This is a genomic window from Ensifer oleiphilus (genome assembly GCF_013371465.1).
GTDB classification, from domain to species: domain Bacteria; phylum Pseudomonadota; class Alphaproteobacteria; order Rhizobiales; family Rhizobiaceae; genus Ensifer; species Ensifer oleiphilus.
In genome coordinates this window covers 113,790-133,572 of record NZ_JABWDU010000003.1, presented here as the reverse complement: position 1 = coordinate 133,572, position 19,783 = coordinate 113,790, and the positions used below count along the sequence as shown (strand labels likewise).

Below are 19,783 nucleotides of genomic sequence, written 5' to 3'. Positions count from 1 at the left end.
ACGACTCCAGTGACACCATGCGACTCTGTGGTAGTTGCCGAGGGGAGTGGTCGGTGAACTCCTACTCCAGATTTTTTTGCGGTGCTGCTAAATCTATGTGTGCTCGGCGCGTCCCCGGTGTTTGCGGCTGACCCACGGATGGGGGTATCGTCATCCGAAATTGCCACGATCGACGATCCAAAATGATAGGCAGCGGACCGAAAATCCTCATCGGCGGCCGGCCAAGCTGGATACATTAGCCGCGCCTTGTGCCACAGGCTCGGTGCCCGTGAAGGCATAGAGCGCAACATGCTCGCCACGCCCACCTAGTGGTTCTCGGCCGACCTCGCTCCATAGATGATGCTGTCCTGCCTGCATGATGACAGTCTCAGACACGAGCAGCGCGATATTGAATCGCTTGGTGGCCTGCTCAATCTTTGCGGCGACATTGACAGTGTCGCCAAGGACGGTGAATTCAAGCCGTTCGTCATCGCCGACAAGCCCGTAATACATCTCGCCGCTGTGGATGCCGATCCCGACCCGGATGGGCGGATCGAAACCACGTTTGCTGTTCCACTGCTCTATGAGCTCGAGGATGCGATGAGCGCAGGCTATCGCACGTGCGCAATCATCACGCTGGGGTTCTGGAATGCCGAAGACAACCAGAGCTCCGTCGCCAATGAATTTGTCGATCACCCCTCCGTATGCTTCAGTGGCACGCATGACACGTCGCCGGAAGGAGGAAATGAAGATCGACAGCCTCGCTGGGTCTAAATTCTCGGCATAAGCCGTGAACCCACGGATATCGACGAATAGGATGGCGCCCTCCTGTCGGCGGCCTTGCCGCCAAGTGGCAACATCATTTTCTCCCACCAATGGCGCGATTTCGGCTGGCAGAAAGCGAGCAAGGTTTGCGCGCCTGGCTGTCTCACTCGCTACGCGGATCAGAAGACGCCGAGAACGTGCCATGGCCAGTGCCGTTATTAGACCCATCAGTACCAATATGACGGCCCGCATGAGATAGGGCGGCAGTGAAAGGAGGCGGCCGATGTTGTCCGCCAAACTGCCGAAAGAGTCCTGGTTCACAACACCCGTAAGGTTAAAGCCGAGCCCAACCGCGACGCCAACCACAGCCACCATTGTTGCCAGCGTGGCCCATATCTGAACAAGAGGCCGATATCGAAGCGCGCCGACCGCGAGAAGGAGGGGCGCGGCCCAGATGGTCGGGATAGCAACCACCCAATTTCCGCCCATCCCCATCCCTTTGAGGGCAAAATAGAGGCTGGCCCCAAGAATCGCTGCATCTCCTGTAACCAGGGCAAAGGCCATCCAGGGCCTGAACTGACGGCTGATAACGAGCAGGAACGATAGGATGCCGAGGGCCAGAAAGGCGGCGACGGTAATCAACGCCGTAACGCGAAGTTGGTTCAGATTGTACTCTTGAACGAGCTCGGCCGTTTCGGAGGAAACCAGGAAGCCACTCGCAAACAAGGCAAGACCCAGCGTAATCCGGACCCACCCGATCGTATATTCTGCTTCATGCTCAGATTCCCAGAATACCGTGTCGACAGAGGTGCTCGGCAGGTCCGACGGGCGTGTCTCGGGCCGAAATGCAGTGAGATGAAATATCCCCATCAACAACCACTCCACAAAAGACGATGGGCCTTCCAACAGAAAGTCGCTGGAGGAACGCTATCGCATAGTAGCGCGATAGAACCGATTGCGTGAGAGGGTCGAGTTGCTCGGCCATCGGTTGATCTTCGACCCTCCACCGCACGTTAGAATTGCCGGGTTGATCTCGGTGGGCCCTATATTTTGTCCTCGCCTTGTCAACCATTTCGGGGACGCTCCGCCGAAAGGCGCAGCTTTGACCGACATAACAGTTGAGCCAACGGGATGGGGGCGTACGATTGCAATGGTGGGAGGGGCGCGGCTCACTTATAGGCGAGTTGGATCGCGAAGCACGGCCATGAGGTGCGCCTGATGCGGCTGGCCTGCGTTTGGCCGGTCTTCAAGTCGGACTAGAAGCCTCACATGGAGCGAAGAGGGCTTTTGAACCGGAAATCATCAATCGTGTGAAATGGCGAGTTGTGAAGAGCATTGCCTGCCGCCTTCATCATCGATGGCCCTGGCCGCACATTTAGTCGTCGTTCAGCTGCAAGCAGATCGACGTAATCGCCCACCTTCGGACGCGTAGTGAGGGTCGAATTGATGCGCGTCAATGCGTCGGCACGCGAAGCTGAGATGCTGAAGCTGTTGCAAGGAGCCCAAAAGATGCCGAATGTTCCATGTCTTTTGCTGACCTTCGCTATCCAGATGCTCACCGTATCCTTCGCCTCAGCAAGCGGGTTCGACCTGAGTTTTTCCGGGACGCTCGACCGTGTAAGCCCTGCCATCGTCGGTATCAGCACTACCGCCAATCGCGTGCTGACGAACGAAATGCTCGATGACAAGAATGTCCGTAGAATTTTGGGCCTGCCGGAGGGCGCGCTCATCGTCGAGAGCAACGCGACCACAACCGGATCCGGTGTGATCATTGACGGAGATAACGGCTACATCGTCACCAGTCGACACGTGATAGCCGACGCCGATGACGTTGCCGTTACACTGAAGGACGGCCGGGTCTTCGCGGCGGAAATCGTTGGAAGCGACGCGACGACGGATCTAGGCGTGATCAAGATTGGCGCCTCGCCGCTGGTCGCCCTTGAGTGGGGCCGATCATCCGACTTGAAAGTGGGGGACTTCGTGGCTGCGGTGGGTAGTCCACTCGGTCTGGAGCAGACCGCCACGTTTGGAATCGTGAGTGGGCTGGGGCGTTCCGGCCTCGGTGTTGACGACTACGAAGACTATATCCAAACAGACGCAGCCGTTAATCCCGGCAGTTCGGGCGGCGCGCTCGTAAACGCGGCTGGCGAGCTTTTGGGCGTGATGCGGGGCGTGCCGATACCCAATGAGGCAAGCCAGGGCATCGCCTTTGCGATACCATCCGACATCGCAGCTCAGGTCGTCCAAGCTCTCATCAAGGATGGTGAGATCAAACGAGGATGGCTCGGGGTTTCCGTCACATTTGCCCGCACCGACGACGGCAACGCCGGCGGTCTCGTCGTTGACCAACTCGCCTGCAATTCGCCAGCGGAACGTCAAGGTGTAAGGCTTGGCGATATCATCACAGCCCTCAATGGTCGGCCGCTTTCGACAGAGGCGTCCTTCAATAATTTAGTCAGCCTTCTTTCCCCCGATGCTCGCATCACGCTGGACGTTCGCCGCGGAGAAGCGATAGAAAGATTGGCACTGACGCTCTCAAATCCCGACTCTATCCAGACTGCTCCGATGCATCCGGTGCTTGGCACGGTGGTATTTGGCTTGCCAGTATCGTCGCCTTCGCGCGCGTGTATGCCTTCTGGCCCGGTGCTTTTGATGGTTCCCTCCGATGGCGCTGCATTTATGGCTGGCCTTCGGACGGGGGACTATCTCACCGCCATCAACGGCGAGCCTGCTTTCTCCGCCGGACAAATTCAAGATCTTTTGGAACAGTCCGACGGAAGGATTTCAATCGATATCCTGCGCGCTGGCACTGCCTATCGCATCGAGGCCGAGTAGCGATCGCTAGGGAGTTTGCTCCAAGTCAGGAACCACAGGAACGGGAACGCGATACAATGGTCGATCAAACTTGGAACTGCCGCGAGGGACCGAGATACGCGTGCACGTGACATTCGCCCTGTTGCTCATGTGGATCTGGGGCATGCGCGATCGCAGCCATTCTTGCCTGGCGCATGTCATGGACGCGTGCCACCAAACTGCGGTATTAGATAGCAAATGCCACCAACGGCCTCTTCCGGCCCGAAGTCGACACGGAGGCGCGATTTTCTAGGGGCAGCTTCGCGCCCCGATAATGGTCATCGAGCCACCGGTCGCTGTCGCCGCAAAGCGGACATGTCGGTGATTAGATCACGAATTCCTCCTCGTACGTCTGTGGCTCGGGAACGACAGTAACCTCCACGGGAACGATCCAATTGGCCGCGTAGCTCTCGCAGTCGGAACGCGGGAGGTCGGGCTGCACGCACCCCGCCCCATCGATCGCGCGACATCGCAGTTTATATGGCCCCACTTCTTCAGGGGTCCACATGTACTCCCACAAGCGCCATGCAAAGGGATGTTCGGTTTCGAGGAGCCTTCCCTCGCGCCAACCCCTGCCATCTCCGGTACAGACCTGCACCTGCCGGATAACAGCCTCGCCGCTCCAGGCGGCTCCGAAAATCCGATACGGTTGGCCGGCGATGAGACGCGCCCCCTGCACGGGTCGCGCGATCTGTGCTTTGACCTCCATCTCCGCGAGAGGGACCAGCCTGGGTTCCCCGAGGTTGCGCTCCCAACGGAAGTAGTCTCGCGCCTGCCAGTAGCCAAGGAACGGTTGCTCCAGAACTGTGATATGCGTTATCCACTTGACCCAAGCCATGCCGAACCAGCCACCCACGACCGCGCGCAGCGGGTAGCCGTGATCGCGCGTCAACGGCTCCTCGTTCATCGAATAGGCAAGGATCGAACTGTGAGCGATCGCCTTCTCAAGCGGTAAGCTGCGCGCGAAAGCGATGGGGCCGGGAGAAGCCGTTTTCTTGTTCGTGTCGACGACGCCGCTATCTGCGCCTACGAGCAGAACCTCGCATGCGGATCGCTTAACACCCGCCATTTCCAAAATCTCCCGCAGAAGAACACCTGTCCACGCGGCATTGCCGACGGCTCCGTTCTGCCACTGCAACCCCTCCTTCGGCGGCACATAGTAGACGCGCCCGTTCCCTGCGCACTCGACGACGGCGGTGCAAGTCGTGCTCCGCATCGCCTTGATGCTGTCGAGGTCAAGTTCGATTGGCCGCTCCACCGCCCCGCCAACGCGCAATCTCCAGTCTCGCGCATCGAGGTCCGGCGACGGGAAATGGTTTCGCACGAAGAACAGCTCGGTTGGGATCAGCCAATCGGAGAGCGACGCAAACGGAAACTCGATGTTCTGTGGGGATTTCTGTCGAACTATTAGACTGGGTCGCTCTGGTGTCGGCATCGTCCTCGTCTCCCCTTCCAAGACCACAACGTCGGCTCTCGGTCGCGCGAATTCCGGTTCGATCACACCGCCCATCGCAGTGCGTCTGTCGCGTTCCGCCCTTCGGTTGCATTCTAGCACATACCGCACGTTCCTCGGATCGACCTCGAACGGCAGCAAAGCGCTTCCATTTCGGTCACTCCTCATCGAGGACGGATCTTCCGAAACCGGCCTTCCCTTTAGCCCAAGCGAATGCCTATGAAGGGCGGTGAGCGAATATTCGCGTGTAGAACCCCATGGCATCTCGACGAAGTGGTCGTGACGATTGGCGGGAGAAAGCACTGGCTGTGGCGCGCGGTCGATCAGGACGGATACGTGCTCGACGAGATCGTCCAGAGCCGACGCAACACCAAGGCTGCCAAGCGTCTCTAGGTCCGGTTGATGAAAAAGCAGGGATGCCCTCCAAAGTGCATCGTCACTGACGAGCTTCGCTCCTATGGTGCGATACGACGCCAGGTCATGCCGACAGTTGCGCATCGATCGCAAAAGGGCCGAACAATCGCGCCGACAACTCGCATCTGCCTTTGCGAAAACGAGAGCGGGCCATGCAGGGATTTCGGTCGCCGGGCGGGATGCAATGATTCCTGTCCGTCTTTTCGGCGGTACGAAATCTCTTCGTTCCGCCTCACTCGAAACACTCAGCCATAGCCCTCCATCTGCATCGCCTCAGGGCGATTGCGCATTGGAAGGCCGTTACCGGCGCAGCAGCCTGATTCAGGCATCTCGTAAACGTGCTCTCTGGCGGATTTAACCTGATGTGGTGGATGGCGCCCTCCGACGGCATCGAGTGCGCCAGAATAGGTTGTTGCAAACCTTGAGAGGAGCCACCCACCATGGGAGAGATTACGACGATTGGCCTCGATGTCGCAAAGAATGTTTTCCAGGTTCGCGGGGTCGACGCGGATGGGCATGTCGTTGCGGCGCAGCCAGATGCAACCCTTCTTCAAGCAGCTTGCCCCTTGCCTGATCGGCATGGAAGCCTGCGCGACTGCCCATCACTGGGCGCGAATGCTATTGCAAGCTGGCCATGACGCCCGGCTGATCCCGCCCAGCTACAAGACAGTTGGCGGAATGACGATGATATGATGTGACAGCGACAGCGGAATGGACCGCACGCACCGAAGAACCCTAGGTGATGTCTTGCGCACAACAGCGCGATAACTTGATAGGGATCGGCTCAAGCAGACAACATCAGGGCCGGCGGTCGTATCGTACCGCACAGACAGGCCGGAGACATGACTGCACCCGACCCGCAAAGCTCAATCATCATCCAAGATCACATTGCCAAGCGGGCGCCATCCAGACATGACATCACCAGCGCACTTCCTGTCAGAGCTTAATGTCATGGGGGCGAACAACACTGTTAATTGAAGTTAAGTCTCGGGAAAACTGGTGTCGCTTGTTGAGCGATGATCGAGCAATCCCCCGAAACTCGGCTTTGCGGTGCCGCGTATGACGCGTTTCTGGCGGCAATCCGACGCACCAGGGCCCCGCCCGCACGAGCGAGGCATTCGATGGAACGGCTTTGTTCAGTCGTCGATCGGCAACGGAGCCCCAGGATTGACTAATCCAGCCTCGCGCAGTCCACGCCAGAAGTCGGCAGGCACGCGTTCCTCGAGCGCGGCACGGTCCTCAGCAAGTCGGCTCGGCTGGCTCGCTCCGGGGATAACGGCAGTCACTGCTGGGTTGGCGAGCGAAAACTGCAGGCCAGCCGCCTTCATGCTGACCCCATGGCGTTCTGCGATTGTCTTGATCCGCGCAACTTTGTCGAGGATTGCCGGCGTTGCCGGCGCATACTCGAAGTTCGGACCGCCGACCAACGCGCCGGAGCTGTATGGGCCGCCGACGACTATGCCCAAACCGCGTTCTGCAACGGTGGGGATTACCCGCTGCAGCGCGCGGTCGTGATCAAGTAGGGTGTAGCGACCTGCAAGCAGGAATCCGTTGGGTCGCGGCTCCTCAAGCGCCAACAGCAATTCGATCGGCTCGACGCGATTGACGCCGAGACCCCAGGCCTTGATCACGCCTTCGTCGCGCAACCGATCGAGCGCCTTGAAAGCCCCCTTTCTGGCGGTTTCAAAGACGTCGAGCCATTCGTCACCGTAGAAATCCTGGGCTACGTCGTGGACGAAGGCGATCTCGATACGATCGGTCTTCAGCCGCTTGAGGCTGTCCTCGATCGAACGCAGCGTCGCGTCTGCCGAATAGTCGTTGACGATCCTATTGGGACGGCCGTACTTGAAGACGTCTCCCTTCTCGCCAAGATCACGCGCGGTGACATCCCCGATCTCGTCAAGGATTATTCGGCCGACCTTGGTGCTGATGGCGAACTCATCGCGGGGTTTTCCGGCAAGCACTTCACCCATGCGCAGTTCCGCCAGGCCAGCCCCATAAAAGGGTGCATTGTCGAAATATCGGATACCGTCATTCCAGGCTGCTTCTACGGTCGCGAGCGCTTCCGGTTCCGGAATGTTGCGGAACATGTTGCCCAGCGGAGCCGCGCCGAATCCGAGCTCACTTGGTAATATATCTTTGAGAGTCATCGATTCGATCCTTTGCTGGTTTTTGATCCTGACCGCGGATTCAGTACCGAGGTCCATGGCAAAAGATAAAAGGCAAACCCGAGATCGGTAGGCGTCCAGGGATCCCGATGTTGTCGGTCGCGCCGAACGCTGCGCGACGATACACAAGCCCGATCCGTTTATGCCTTGCACCCGTCGCCAGCGCTACTGGGCGAGATAGCCACCGTCGATGTTCAATTCGGTGCCGGTGATGTAGCTGGCCTCGTCGGAGGCAAGGAAAAGGCAGCCATAGGCGATCTCGATCGGCTTGCCGCCGCGTTTCATGGGCGTCGCCGCGATGACAACGTCGTTCAGGTCGGGTGCCTGCGCGTCCGTCAGCGGCGTATGGATAAAGCCCGGATGCACCGAGTTGACCCGGATTCCGTCGGATACGTACGTCATGGCCGCGTTCTTGGACATGTTGCGGACAGCGCCTTTTGCGGCGTGGTAGGAATGCGCACCGGAAACGGCCGCACTGCCCCATATCGACGAGATGTTGACGATCGAGCCGGTCTGGTGCTTGCGCATGACGCGAACTGTCTCCCGCATGCCGAGGAAGACTCCGGTCTGGTCGACGGCGATCATCTTCAGCCACTCCTTCATCTCCAGCTTGTCCAAAGGCTCGTAGGCGATAATCCCCGCATTGTTTATCAGCACGTCAAGACGCCCATGCTTCTTGACGATCGCGGCAACGATCGTTGCCCATTGCTCTTCGCTGGTAACATCATGCGTCATCGCTTCGATCGCCCCAGGATACGGCTTTTCGGGCGGCTTGACGTCTGTGGCGACGACGATGGCACCCTCGCGATCGAACAGTTCCGCGACGGCGAAACCGATGCCGCCTGCGGCACCTGTAACCAATGCAACTTTGCCCTGAAGTCTCATGTCGCAACTCCTTTCCGATTTGATGGTACAGCCTTGGAAACGTGGTCAGATTCGATGTTGGAAACCGCAACGCGGCCTTCGCAAGCCCCAAGCAACCATGGTGGCATGACCTACTTGCCGGTCGGCGCAAGGATTTCCATTCGCATCACTTTCACTCCGCCATCGGCGAGATCCGGAAGCTTGGCAAACCATTCCTGCACATAGGGCATGGCGTTATGAGCCTCGAAGTCGGCTTCGTTGGCGAATATCTCGTAGAAGATGAAGTGTCCGGGGGTCCCGCGGTTCTCCTGGAGAAAATAGACGAGATTGGCTGGATCGCCGCGGACGAGCTCGACGAGTGGCAGCGTAATGGCACGCAGTTCAGCCTCTTTGCCCGGCTTGGCGCGAACCTCGGCAACGACTGAATAGGCTCCGTTGTCGATCTTAGCGTAGCCTTGGCCCGGTCCTTCCTGTGCCATAGCACCGCCGGCATTGAATATCGAACCTGCAAGCAGGATGGCTGACGTCTGTAGCCTGAGCGTCGTCATCATGTGGTCTCTCCTTCTCCCGTCGGGCGTGGTGAGATGGCGGGCAGCCCAGCCGGCTGCCGGCTGGCAAATATGGCGGTGCTTGCAGGTTGCCTTCAATTGGCGCTGGCAAGTTGCAAATGCGCAGCCAGAGCATCCGCGAACCGCTTTTTCACCGGGCCGAGCGCCTTGACGAATTCGAGCTGTTCGCCCTCCGGGCCCTTGCAGTAGATCAACTCCCAGCCGTCCGAGGGCGCAACCGTAACCTTGTTGGTGTTGGCGCTGAGGGGGGTCGCCTTTCGTTCCTCCTCCGTCGAAACGCGAATGATGCGGTTTGCCCGTACCTGTGTCATGCCCCGCTTGGTGGATTCTGCTTCGAGATCGGCGATGAACTGGTTGAAGTCGACATCGTCGCGAACGTAGAAGCAGATGTGCATCATGCGCGGAAAAGCCGGACTCATGTGCTCCAGCGGCTCGGCGAAAGCCTTGGGGCCGCCCATCGGCTGGTCGGCATCGCGATATTGAAGCAGTTCGATCACGACGTTATCGAACTGGATGAACCGGACGTCGAGGCGTTGGGCGCCGCCCCTCAGATCCGGAACGCCGATCGTCCGGGGATTGACACCGAGTTCATTGGCAAGGATTTCCTGATCTGCAAGCAGCGTGTTCTGGACGGCGTCGCCTTGGAAGTCGCCGTGGCGAAAGACTTCTGTGCCACCGAGCACTGCAGTGTAGAATTCGTACGCGCGTTCCATGTTCTGCACAGTGAGGCCGAAATGCTGAACGCCCTGGAGCCGGGCACCCAGCGAACCTGGATCGCGGGTTGTGACCTGCGTATCCTGGGCGGACGCTGTACCGGGGCCTGCAAGAGCGGCGGCAATTCCACCGAGGGCAACGGTTCCGGCAGCACAGATCACGGCGCGACGATCCGGGTCTTGCGGTTGGATAGAGATCTCTTGCTCGTGCGACATCGTTGCCTCCCGTTGCTCGTGAATGTGCAAATTCTAATGCAGCCGCGCTTGCTAGGCTGGTTAATATCGGGGAAATTTAGTGAACCGAGCAGTGATCCGGTTAACACGATGCCGACGATGCGGTGTCTTGTTGTGAGGGGACTGCGGCCTCCAGGGAACGGCGCCAACAAGGGCTCGCAGAGGATATGGACACGACGGCGGGGCGGACGAGACGGATTGCGATCGTGCTGGGTTCCGGCGCGGGGATGTATCTGAGCATCGGCATCGTGCTGATCTACGGTTTCAGCGTTTTCATTGTGCCAATCACGGAGGACACGCGCTGGGACCGGACCGTTGTTGCTGCGGTCGTCGCACCGATAGCCATCGTAAATGGCCTTATGTCGCCGGTGGTGGGGGCCCTGACGGATCGCTTCGGCCCGCGCCGGGTGCTCACCTTTTCATCCGTGTTGATGGCGCTCGGCCTGATTGGCATCGGGATCGTGTCGCAGAACCTCACCGCCTTTATCGTGGCAGTGGTCGTGGCAAGCCTCTTGGGCGCCGCACAGACCGGTGTGCCATATACCTATGTGGTGGTCGGATGGTTCACCGCCCGGCGCGGCCTAGCATTGGGTGTCATGCTTTCCTTCGTCGGGCTTGGAATCGCGACGGTTCCTCCGATCCTTGCGTTTCTGATAAGCGAGTGGGGCTGGCGCTTTGCCTTCATCGCGGCCGGCCTGGCGGCGATGGCAACTACGCTTCCGGTCGCACTTTTCGTTATTCGTGATCCACCCGTCGTTCAGAAGGTCGATCGCGCGGATATCGAGGGCTGCACTGTTCGCCAGGCGGCGGAGACAGCAAGCTTCTGGCTGATGCTGGGCGCATTTTTTCTCAACTACTTCGCTGCTGCGGCCGGGTCGATCTCGCTTCCCGTCGTGCTGGCGGATCGCGGAGCCGATCCGGCAACGGCGGCATTGGTCATGAGTTTTGTGGGTTTGTCTTTCATTGTCATGCGTCTCGGATTCGGGGCCTTGCTTGATCGATTTCCCCCGGTCCCATTGACCAGCCTGGCCTTTCTGTCGCCCGTTGTAGGCCATCTTATTCTGTTGAATTCCGAGGGCCTGATCCCGGTCTATGTCAGTGCCGTCTTTTTCGGCCTCGCCACCGGAGCGGAGGGCGACGCGATCGGCTATCTTCTGGCGAAACGCTTCGGAATGCGAAGCTTTGGCAAGCTCTTCGGCATCAATTACATGGCTTTGACGTTTGGCGCGGGTCTCGGACCGGCTTCGTTACACATCGCGGCCGCCGAAGGCGCCCGCTACCTCGAGGCTTTCACGATCTTTGCCGGCATTGCCCTGATCGCGCCAGTGTTGCTGATCCTGGATCGTCGAACGCGATCGCTTACTGCCCAGGTTTAGATACCTTGCCGCTCGTAGCATCGAAGACGGCATCGCGTCTCTTGCCGGCGTCTCCCAAAACATTGAGAAGCGTGCGCGCCTTAAGAACATCGCGGGTGGCTAACCCGTCATTGAAACGTCGGTAAACTGGCGCCAGAACTCCAACCGCCTTTGCGCCTTGATCCATCCGATGCCAATGCTTGGCCAGAGCCGTTGCGGCGCGCAGTTCCCATGACAGCGCCCCTTGCCGTCGCGCAAGATCAAGCGCTTGCATAAAGAGTGCTTCGGCGGCGTCCGCCCTCCGGCTGGTGCCTTCCTTGCTCAACAAGTCCGCCTTTATGCGCAGCAGTTCCGGCATGCACCAAATCTCGCCGGTTGATGCCGATAGTGCGATCGCCTCCTCGATGGCGATTCTGCCTGCATCAACGTCTCCATGCTTCCCCAGAGCAGCCGCATAAATGCCGATATAGAAGGGGCACCGCATGCGGAAATGCACCGCGAGAAGCTCATCGAGCGCGCGCCTTAGCGTTGTCAGTCCAGACGCATCGCCGCTTTGCAGGAGCCACTCCGCGCGAAGGCAGCGGCTCATGGCACTCCAAACTGTCATCGCATGTTCGGCGACATGAGCTTCGATGCCGAGAAGCAGGCGCTCCGCGGTGGCGAGGTCTCCCGTCAGCAGCGCGATGGGGCAGGTCGTGTGGACCACTGCATTGCAGAGCGCGAGGGCATGCTGCGCCGCCCGCGCCTCGTCCAGTTGGCGCTGCGCCATGGCAACCGCCTTGTCGGGATGCCCCTGCAACCAGATGACGTTCGCAAGGGTGCCACGCGCCGCCGATCGCGGATCCAACTGAAACCGCGCGATGTCCGAGCGAGCCACGGGAGGAATGTATCGGGCGATCATGCGCTCGAGGTGACGCTGCGCCTCGGCGAGCTCGCCGAGGTAGCGCAGAGCGGTTCCTGTTTGCCTATCGACATTGATGCGTGCGTCGAGGTCGCCGCGATCGGTTGCCAGCACTCTGATCTTTTCCGCCATCGCAAGGGCCGAGTGATGGTCGCCCGTCCAGGTGAAATAGTCGCACAATCCCCAAAGACATCTGAGCCGGTAATCCGTGTCGTGGAGCGACTCGGCGCAGCCGAGAGCTGTGATCCAGGCCGCCTTGACCTGCGGAAGGGGTCCGCGTGTATGAAGCAGCGCCGTGCCATAGGCAAACTGCAGCTTCATTTCGTCGACCGGGCTACGAAATTTTGTGAAGCGACTGCTGAGCGCGAGTTCCGCCCCCGCGCGGCATTCTTCTGTGAGCGATAGATGCTCCCAGAACGGGAGAGCGGCTACAGTGAGCGCGACGGCAATGGCAGCGTTGCCGCTCCCCGATAGCGCCCAGCCCAAAGCACTGCGGAGATCATCCATCCTTCTCCCGTAGTCTGCGAGCCAGTGGGCAGTCGGCCGGATTTTCCACTCGGTCTCGGCGCGTTTGGCGAGTTCGAGGAGATGTTCTGCGTGGCGTTGGCGCAGGCTCCCACCTTCACCGCTTTCAGTCAGTTTCTGTTGCGCGTATCTGCGGGTTGTGTCGAGCAATCTGTACAGCGTCCCAAACTCTCCTCTCTCGATCGAGACAAGGGATTTCGCAACGAGGTTGGCGACGGCGTGAATGCATTCGGATCGGGCACGACCCTTGTCGACCGCTACGACGCAAGCGGATTCGACACTGAAGGCGCCGGCAAAAACCGAGAGGCGTCGCAGCAGAACTCGCTCGGGCTCGGCGAGCAGGCCAAAACTCCAGTCCAGTGTCGCAGCCAAGGTGTGATGGCGAGTGTCGCCGCACCGCCTATCGCTCAACACAGGGGTTTGATCGGCAAGAAAGCCCAGGAGTTCGCTTGTGCTGAACGCATCTAGTCGAGGCGCGGCAAGTTCGATCGCTAGGGCCAGCCCGTCGAGCCTGCGGCAGATCTCGGCCACGACCGGCGCATCTCCGTCCTCAAGCACGAAATCGCCGCGGCTTCCGGCTGCGCGCTCGACGAAGAGCTCGACTGCAGGGAACGCCAAAGCCTCGGCCGCGGACAGTCTGGACACCTTGGGCGGTGTTTCCAGCGGCGGCAGGCGATAGACCTGTTCTCCGTGAACCCGTAGCGGTTCGCGGCTTGTGGCGAGAATCCGCACCCTTGCTGCAGCAGCCAGCAACGCTTCCACACAGGCGGCAACCGCTTCGATAACATGTTCACAATTGTCAAGGACAAGCATGAATTCGCGGTCGGCCGCGAAGGCGGCGATCGCCGCCTTGATGTTCGCCGAGTGGACCCTCAATCCCAAGGCCGTTGCGATCGACGTCGGTACGAGCGTCGCATCGTTCACCGTCGCCAGATCAACGAACCATACTCCATGCTCATAGGCTGCGGTGAGTCGACCAGCGATTGCGAGAGCCAGCCTCGTCTTGCCAACGCCACCCGGGCCAACGATCGTCAAGTGGCGCGATGCCTCAAGGGCGGCCCGGATCGCATCAATGGCATGGTCTCTTCCCACCAGACGGGTTGTCGAAATCGGAAGGTTATTCGCGCGGCCACCCTGAAACTTCGCGGCGACGGCGGCGGAGCTCTGCTCGGAAACACTTACGGGAAATACGAAACGATAGCCACGGCCGCTCACCGTCGCTATGTACTGCGTGCCGTCCGGAGCGTCGCCCAGCGCCCGACGAAGAGCTGCAACATTCACCTTGAGATTGCTTTGCTCGACAAAGGTATCCGGCCAGGCACGCGAAATAAGCTCAGCCTTGCCAACCACTTCGCCGGGACGCTCGATCAGCGCCGCCAGGATTTCGAGTGCGCGGCTACCGACACGAACGGCCGTGTGATCACGCAGCAGCGACTGCCGCTCTGGCACAAATACATACGGACCGAAGGAATACGAAAGCACGGCCGAAGCTCCGGATGCAAACGCACAGGCTTTCTGAATGCGTGAACGATCGTTTCACGAGAGCTCACACGTCCGGACTATAGCCGCTGTTACATGCGAAATACATCACTGATTGCTCAGCAATGATGGCCGTTCCCCCGCCGATGGATAAGTGCTCGGCGGCCATGACGCCGCGACAGGTCATCAAGGCATCTGGCATCGGTTTTCGCAAGGCCGCTGGGCGCAGCGGCCTGCCGCAGGTGGCGTGCCCAGGCTTCGCGTGCTTACTTGGCGTCCTCCGAGCCGTGGGATTAGTTGCGGCCAGCGGTACACCCTGGATTGTGCAGTGTGTACTTGGAAACCGGTATACCGTGTTAAGGTAGTGCGTAAGCGTCATCGAGCCTTCGTTCCAAGCTCGCATCATCGATTTGAAGGCCCGCTTTCTCTGACTGCCTGCAGAAAAGCAGCCATTCTGCTTCCGGCCCCAAGTTGGTCACCGCTCTAAGCACAGGAATGTCTCCTGTTGGCGCGCAAAACGGCCACCGCACGATCACCGGCTGGTGGCATTTGCTACATAATTCCGCAAACTTGCGGCTCTAATCGCGCAAGCGATCACCTTAGAAACGGGTGTCTTTGGCGTCTTCTTCAATCCGCTGCTGATCCTGATTTCCATCTTCCCATATTTCCCCGCGGAAACGCAAAGCAAAGCAAAAAGCGTCGGGCGATCTCCGACGGCACGTGCGTTTGCTGAGGTGATCAATACCAGTTTCGCAACGCTCGGCCCGCAGGCTCATGCCGGGGCAGTAGAGCTTTTGCTCGCGACCAGCCAAATTGAGTTTCCTGTTGTTGACAAGGCCGGGCGGTTCGAGGGGCTAATGACGCGCGAGGGCATCGTTCAGGCGATGAGTGAAAAGAGCAACGAACGCGTCAGTGCGAGGTGTCATGCGGCGCGACATCCCTACAGTCGACGCGCGGTCCCATATCGACGTCAATCTACGGTAGATGCAGGATGCGACCGCGCTCGCCGCAGCGGTTCGATCGGTGTCAGGCGCCTCCCATCTGGCCTTCAATGCGCCATTAAAATGGGAAATTTGGCCTCACTAAACATCGATTTCGTGACACCGCCGAGGATCAGCTGCAGCAGTTTGGAATGTCCATAGGCCCCCATAACAATCATGTCGGCGTTGATGTCAATTGCGTGTCTGTGCAGGGTTTCCACCACAAACCGGCCCGAGCTCGGCAGAGTATCGACCGAGACGTTGATCCCGTGACGCGCAAGATAGGTCGCGATGTCTGCACCAGGTTCGTCACCACTCACTCTCGAGGCGGCAACCGGGTCGACCATGGTGATGTGTACGGACTGGGCCATCTTCATCATTTCGAGCGAATCCCTTGCGGCATGTGCCGCACTCGGGCGCGAATCCCACGCGAGCAGGATTGTCTTTGGCTTCAGCGTCACCTTCACATCTGGTGGAACGAACAGGACGGGGCGTCCCGCTTGAAAGAGCCCGCCGCTGATGATCTGTGGCTTTAGGTCCTCGCTCATAAAGGCGGCGGGCCCGGCCAAAAGAAGGTCGGCGTAAAGCGCCCTCTCACCGATGTCATAGGCTGGTCCGGTGACTTCCGCGTAAACACTGTCGACGTCAAACGACAATCCGCTCGGTGCGATCCGCTCTCGGATAGTCGTGAGGCTTTCGGCAAGCTTCTGCAGGTTGCGTTCGCGCACTTCCAGCCAGCTCGGCGATAGCGTCTGATAGCGCCCGCTCGGCACAGGCGCCATCACGACCAGAAGCGCGGTTAGATGCGCACTTACCTCGCCTGCGAGTTTCATCGCGATCTGAAGATCCTCGCCTGCACCGTGCTCGCCGAGCACAGTCAGAATTGTCTTGAAGGGCATATCTTCCTCCTTTTCTGCGCGCAGCTCCACAGAGGGAGCGTGTCCTTTGTGGAGCCGGACGCCAGATCCTCAAGCGGCTTTTATCTGAATCTTGCGATCGTTCTGGAGAGCCTCCTGGCTCTTCGGCAGCGAGACCGTCAGCACCCCCTTGGAGAAGGTCGCTGCAATGTCGTCAGCTTTGATGCCCTCGGGTAGTTTGAAGGTTCGTTGGAACGAACCGTAGCGCCGTTCCGACAACACGTATTCCTTGTCCTTTTGTTCGCGGTCCTCCTGCTTTTCTCCTCGGATCGACAGGTTGCCGTTTGAAACCTTCACCTCGATATCCTTCTCTTCGATACCTGGCAGCTCGGCGGTGATCTCGTAGCTTGCCTCCTTCTCCACCAGGTCAACAGCCGGTGCGATCGCCCAACTCGGCAAAAGAGGTGCCCGACGAGCAGGGGTAGGCTCAAACGAACGGCGCCAGAAGCTCGGGGTAAAGTCATCGAACAGGCGGTCGATTTCGGCCCGAAGGCTGTCAAAGGGCATCCACGATTCCGTGCGAGCCGGGGTTTCCTTTTCTTGCTTGATCGGGAGTTTGGTTGAAGTCTCGGCCATGATTGCTTTCTCCTTCAGATGGAAATGGATCTCGGCCAGTGACGCACGTGAGGGGAGGGAGGTTCGGTTTGGTCGCCGTTCCTCTGGTGTTCGGCCCGCTGGCCACCAGACATCGCGATTAGAGCGCTTCCGGGCGGGGCGCGCATTGACGGCGATCAAAAAGTGATGTTGCCGGAGCTTTGACAGGGAGCAATGCAGAGCGCCGGTGGACATGTCGCTATTGGTAACGCGAGCGCACTCTGTGAAGCAAAGATGTCCGGGCGTCGGATATTGCACATGGTACAGATGGCCGTGTTAAACAGGGTCCTGCTGATAAGCGCTGCGCTCTTCAGCGCCTAATGATCAAGACCACTCTTCTCAAATATAGGCAGGATGAGCGGCGCGACCTAACCCAATTGAAGGCATGTGGGTGTCTGGCATAAACGCGAACGAGCGCGTGGTGCGTCACATCTTTTGTGCTCAATCACAATGCTGTAAGAGTACCGTCATCGACCTAGGCGGGAATCATTGGGGAGCACAACGAATGGAATTTCTGACGCTTCAAAACTTTGCAAGTTGCGTCGGCCAAGCCTTCGATCTTTCGCTTGGCGAGAGTACCGTGCCACTGACCTTGGCGGAAGCTACTCCCGGAGGACCGCAGATCATGCCCGGCATGAGGCGAGCTCCGTTTTCCCTGTTGTTCCGCAGTCAATCGGCAATAGTCCTGCCTCAGCAAATCTATCGCATGAAGAATGCGTCACTCGGCGCGTTGGAAATTTTCCTCGTGCCGGTTGCCCGCGATAAGCAGGGTATCGTCTACCAAGCTGTCTTCAACTGATTGCGGGTCAGCGCGGCGTCGCGTTGGAGACAATACTGCAAGGCCATTCCATCCGGATATGCGAGCTACCACCCTCCACATCACGAAAGCCAAGTCGGCGATAAAGCGCCTGTGCTGCTATATTGTGGTGCTCGACATGCAGCATCAGTGACTGGACGCCTGATCTGGTCATCTCACGCTGAATGGCAGACAGGAGAGAGCTTCCTCTGCCCTGGCTGCGCCACTCCGGCGCCAGGCCGATATCGACGATAAGCCACTGTTCTCGGCTAAAATTCAGGTAGAGGCGACCGATCGGCATTCCCTTGAGTTCGATAATGAGGAATTCGGCGTCAGGGAAAGCCGCCATATAGTGGCGGTGTTGAAAAATAAACTGCTGCTCCAGAAAGGCGTGCTTCTGCTCCATCGGCCATCGTACGCCCGCAAGCTCGTCCATCCGAAAAGATCGGTAAAGCCGCTGGAGAAACGGCATGTCATCAGACGTGGCATGGCGTAAGCCCATATCTGCCACCGTCAACCGGGGTGGATTGCGGCGTGTCGGAAATCCTGTCGCGGCTATGTCGAGTGGCGACATCACCCGAACGACGGGTAGTTGCCGTAGAGGGCGATGCAGAAGTTCACGGCAAGATAAGGTTGTCTGTTTTCATGCGGCAGGTTGTTGCCCGCCAAGCCGATCATGTTTGACGCGAATTGCGCGTTTGGTTGAGCGTCCTTTGCGGTGACCGAGGTCTCGATGGGAAGTGTCAACGCGTTGCCGGCAGAAGGTACGCTTGCCCGTTTTGCCGTATCGGTCTGGTTGTAGATCGTGAACCCGTGCGAATGCGCCGGCATCTCAGGATTGCTCAGCGTCACACTGTTTTCGCCCACAACCTCGCCGATCGTGCGTTGCGAAAGTCCCGGTGCCATGCCCTGACTGAAGCCGGCGCGACCGGTGAAGTTTGGCAACTGGAAAGTGGTACTGCCATTGCCGCCGTAAGATACGCCCAGTAATGAGAACAAAGCCGTGTTCTGCTGAATTGCAAGCGTCGCACCATTACAAAGCGCCCAATTGCGGGGCGCGAAATTGAAGCCGAATAGCTGGATTTCACCAATGAAAGGCTCTGACATTTCTTCTCCCTTATCGTGCAATGGGGGCTGTATCAGCTTTGCGACGGAAAGACGCCGTAAAGCGAGATGCAGAATTGCACCGTCAACGTGGGCATCATGTTGTCGTGGGGCTGGGTCTGGCCGGCAGGGCCGGTCGAATTCGGGGACGTATTGAACCCATTGAGGCCAGTGACATCAGTGGCATACATCGTGTTGCCCGAGAGTGCACCGAGTTCGGCGTTCGTTCCGATAGCGGTCGCGGTGGCTGCCGTCGTCGTTGCAAACATCGGATGGTTGTGCGGCGGCAGCTGGGTCCCGAGAAGCGTCACGGTTTCGGAGCCGCCAAGTTGGCCGGGTAGGCGCGTGCTTAGGCCTTGCCCGGTGCCCTGATGCAGGGGCACGCGACCGCGAAGGTCGGGCACGCCGAACGTGTTCTGGCCATCGCCGCCATAGGTGGTGCCAAGCAGCGTGTACAGCGTGTCATAATCCGCGATAGACAGCAGCGATCCATCGCAGGCCTGCCAGCCGGTTGGCACGCGGGAAAAGCCAAACATCCGAATTTCCCCGATATAGGGAGTGCCCATTAGTTATCCTCCGGCGGCTGGGTTCAATTGCGGGACGGGTAGATGCCCTGTAGCGCAATGCAGAAATTGATGACGTTGAATGGCTGCATGTTTGAGTGCGGCTGTCCGCCGCCCGCCGCCGCGACGCTCTGGGGCGCCAGCACAACCTGCGCTTCGCCTGCTGGCGCATAGATCGGCAAGGAGGTGGTGCCGTAAAGTGTGTTCGTCGGGTTGCGCTGATTGGCCTGCGCAGTCGTCCCGTTGCCCTGATGTTGGTGGGCAGGAATCTGCTGCTGCGTGAGCGTCACAACTTCAATGCCACCGACCTCTCCAATTTCATAGGGTGTCGGGTTCCAGCTGGGGTCGACGGATGGACCGGCCGCTGCAGGCGTTCGCCCCTGCAGATTAGGCAGTGCAAAGGTGGTCGAGCCGTTGCCGCCGTAGTACGTCCCCAACAATGAGAACAGGGCCTGGTTCTGATTGATCCCCAAAATCTGGCCGTTGCACAGCGCAAAACCGCGTGGCGCAAACCCGAATCCACTCATCATGATCTGCCCCACAAAAGGTTCGCTCAT

The 19,783-nt window shown here is 59.1% G+C and carries 17 protein-coding genes and 2 pseudogenes; 5 read left to right on the top strand and 14 right to left on the bottom strand.

What is annotated here, in order from left to right; translation table 11 throughout:
- Window positions 1–207: 207 nt before the first annotated feature.
- Window positions 208–1,614 carry an adenylate/guanylate cyclase domain-containing protein gene (locus HT585_RS13355; RefSeq protein ID WP_176353402.1) on the bottom strand — a complete coding sequence of 469 codons (1,407 nt, stop codon included), beginning with the start codon at window positions 1,612–1,614 and terminating at the stop codon, window positions 208–210.
- Between the two features lie 576 nt (window positions 1,615–2,190).
- Between HT585_RS13355 and HT585_RS13350 the strand changes: the two genes are divergently transcribed.
- Entirely contained in the window at window positions 2,191–3,579 is a 1,389-nt protein-coding gene (locus tag HT585_RS13350; RefSeq protein ID WP_246707733.1) for a trypsin-like peptidase domain-containing protein, read from the top strand.
- Between the two features lie 343 nt (window positions 3,580–3,922).
- Here HT585_RS13350 and HT585_RS13345 read toward each other — a convergent pair whose 3' ends face one another.
- Window positions 3,923–5,032 carry a sulfite oxidase gene (locus HT585_RS13345; protein WP_246707677.1) on the bottom strand — a complete coding sequence of 370 codons (1,110 nt, stop codon included), beginning with the start codon at window positions 5,030–5,032 and terminating at the stop codon, window positions 3,923–3,925.
- A 276-nt stretch (window positions 5,033–5,308) separates the two neighbouring features.
- Between HT585_RS13345 and HT585_RS13340 the strand changes: the two are divergent.
- A pseudogene (locus HT585_RS13340) lies at window positions 5,309–5,784 on the top strand (IS6 family transposase); the annotation flags it as partial.
- Window positions 5,785–5,904: 120 nt separating this feature from the next.
- Window positions 5,905–6,127, top strand: a pseudogene (locus HT585_RS13335) (IS110 family transposase); the annotation flags it as partial.
- 473 nt (window positions 6,128–6,600) lie between these two features.
- Here HT585_RS13335 and HT585_RS13330 read toward each other — a convergent pair.
- The 4 genes from HT585_RS13330 to HT585_RS13315 all read right to left on the bottom strand — a co-directional run bounded on the left by HT585_RS13330 (window position 6,601) and on the right by HT585_RS13315 (window position 9,994).
- Window positions 6,601–7,614 carry an aldo/keto reductase gene (locus HT585_RS13330; RefSeq protein ID WP_176353400.1) on the bottom strand — a complete coding sequence of 338 codons (1,014 nt, stop codon included), beginning with the start codon at window positions 7,612–7,614 and terminating at the stop codon, window positions 6,601–6,603.
- Window positions 7,615–7,797: 183 nt separating this feature from the next.
- On the bottom strand, window positions 7,798–8,517 hold the full coding sequence (locus HT585_RS13325) for an SDR family NAD(P)-dependent oxidoreductase (RefSeq protein ID WP_176353399.1): 720 nt from the start codon (window positions 8,515–8,517) through the stop codon (window positions 7,798–7,800).
- A 110-nt stretch (window positions 8,518–8,627) separates the two neighbouring features.
- Complete coding sequence (locus HT585_RS13320) at window positions 8,628–9,047, bottom strand: putative quinol monooxygenase (protein ID WP_176353398.1); 420 nt, start codon at window positions 9,045–9,047, stop codon at window positions 8,628–8,630.
- A gap of 92 nt (window positions 9,048–9,139) precedes the next feature.
- Window positions 9,140–9,994, bottom strand: coding sequence for a VOC family protein (locus tag HT585_RS13315; RefSeq protein WP_176353397.1), 855 nt, complete (start codon window positions 9,992–9,994; stop codon window positions 9,140–9,142).
- Window positions 9,995–10,179: 185 nt separating this feature from the next.
- Here HT585_RS13315 and HT585_RS13310 point away from each other — a divergent pair, with 185 nt between their 5' ends.
- Entirely contained in the window at window positions 10,180–11,388 is a 1,209-nt protein-coding gene (locus HT585_RS13310; RefSeq protein ID WP_246707676.1) for an MFS transporter, read from the top strand.
- On the opposite strand, the gene HT585_RS13305 is transcribed toward HT585_RS13310, so the two are convergent.
- The 4 genes from HT585_RS13305 to HT585_RS13290 all read right to left on the bottom strand — a co-directional run bounded on the left by HT585_RS13305 (window position 11,372) and on the right by HT585_RS13290 (window position 16,745).
- On the bottom strand, window positions 11,372–14,275 hold the full coding sequence (locus tag HT585_RS13305; RefSeq protein WP_176353396.1) for a winged helix-turn-helix domain-containing protein: 2,904 nt from the start codon (window positions 14,273–14,275) through the stop codon (window positions 11,372–11,374). The genes HT585_RS13310 and HT585_RS13305 overlap by 17 nt on opposite strands.
- A gap of 596 nt (window positions 14,276–14,871) precedes the next feature.
- Window positions 14,872–15,084, bottom strand: a complete 213-nt coding sequence (locus HT585_RS13300; RefSeq protein WP_176353395.1) for a hypothetical protein — start codon at window positions 15,082–15,084, stop codon at window positions 14,872–14,874.
- 236 nt (window positions 15,085–15,320) lie between these two features.
- Window positions 15,321–16,151: a universal stress protein gene (locus HT585_RS13295; protein ID WP_176353394.1), complete on the bottom strand. Its 831-nt coding sequence runs from the start codon at window positions 16,149–16,151 to the stop codon at window positions 15,321–15,323.
- 69 nt (window positions 16,152–16,220) lie between these two features.
- Complete coding sequence (locus HT585_RS13290; RefSeq protein ID WP_176353393.1) at window positions 16,221–16,745, bottom strand: Hsp20/alpha crystallin family protein; 525 nt, start codon at window positions 16,743–16,745, stop codon at window positions 16,221–16,223.
- Between the two features lie 523 nt (window positions 16,746–17,268).
- Here HT585_RS13290 and HT585_RS13285 point away from each other — a divergent pair.
- Window positions 17,269–17,562 carry a DUF6916 family protein gene (locus HT585_RS13285; protein ID WP_176353392.1) on the top strand — a complete coding sequence of 98 codons (294 nt, stop codon included), beginning with the start codon at window positions 17,269–17,271 and terminating at the stop codon, window positions 17,560–17,562.
- A gap of 7 nt (window positions 17,563–17,569) precedes the next feature.
- On the opposite strand, the gene HT585_RS13280 is transcribed toward HT585_RS13285, so the two are convergent.
- From HT585_RS13280 to HT585_RS13265, 4 genes are all read right to left on the bottom strand, one after another.
- Window positions 17,570–18,061 carry a GNAT family N-acetyltransferase gene (locus HT585_RS13280; protein WP_281410685.1) on the bottom strand — a complete coding sequence of 164 codons (492 nt, stop codon included), beginning with the start codon at window positions 18,059–18,061 and terminating at the stop codon, window positions 17,570–17,572.
- A 71-nt stretch (window positions 18,062–18,132) separates the two neighbouring features.
- Window positions 18,133–18,666, bottom strand: a complete 534-nt coding sequence (locus tag HT585_RS13275) for a phage tail protein (RefSeq protein WP_176353390.1) — start codon at window positions 18,664–18,666, stop codon at window positions 18,133–18,135.
- Window positions 18,667–18,698: 32 nt separating this feature from the next.
- Window positions 18,699–19,199 (bottom strand): phage tail protein, encoded by a 501-nt coding sequence (locus tag HT585_RS13270; RefSeq protein ID WP_246707675.1) that lies wholly within the window; start codon window positions 19,197–19,199, stop codon window positions 18,699–18,701.
- A 53-nt stretch (window positions 19,200–19,252) separates the two neighbouring features.
- Window positions 19,253–19,783: a phage tail protein gene (locus tag HT585_RS13265; RefSeq protein ID WP_176353388.1), complete on the bottom strand. Its 531-nt coding sequence runs from the start codon at window positions 19,781–19,783 to the stop codon at window positions 19,253–19,255.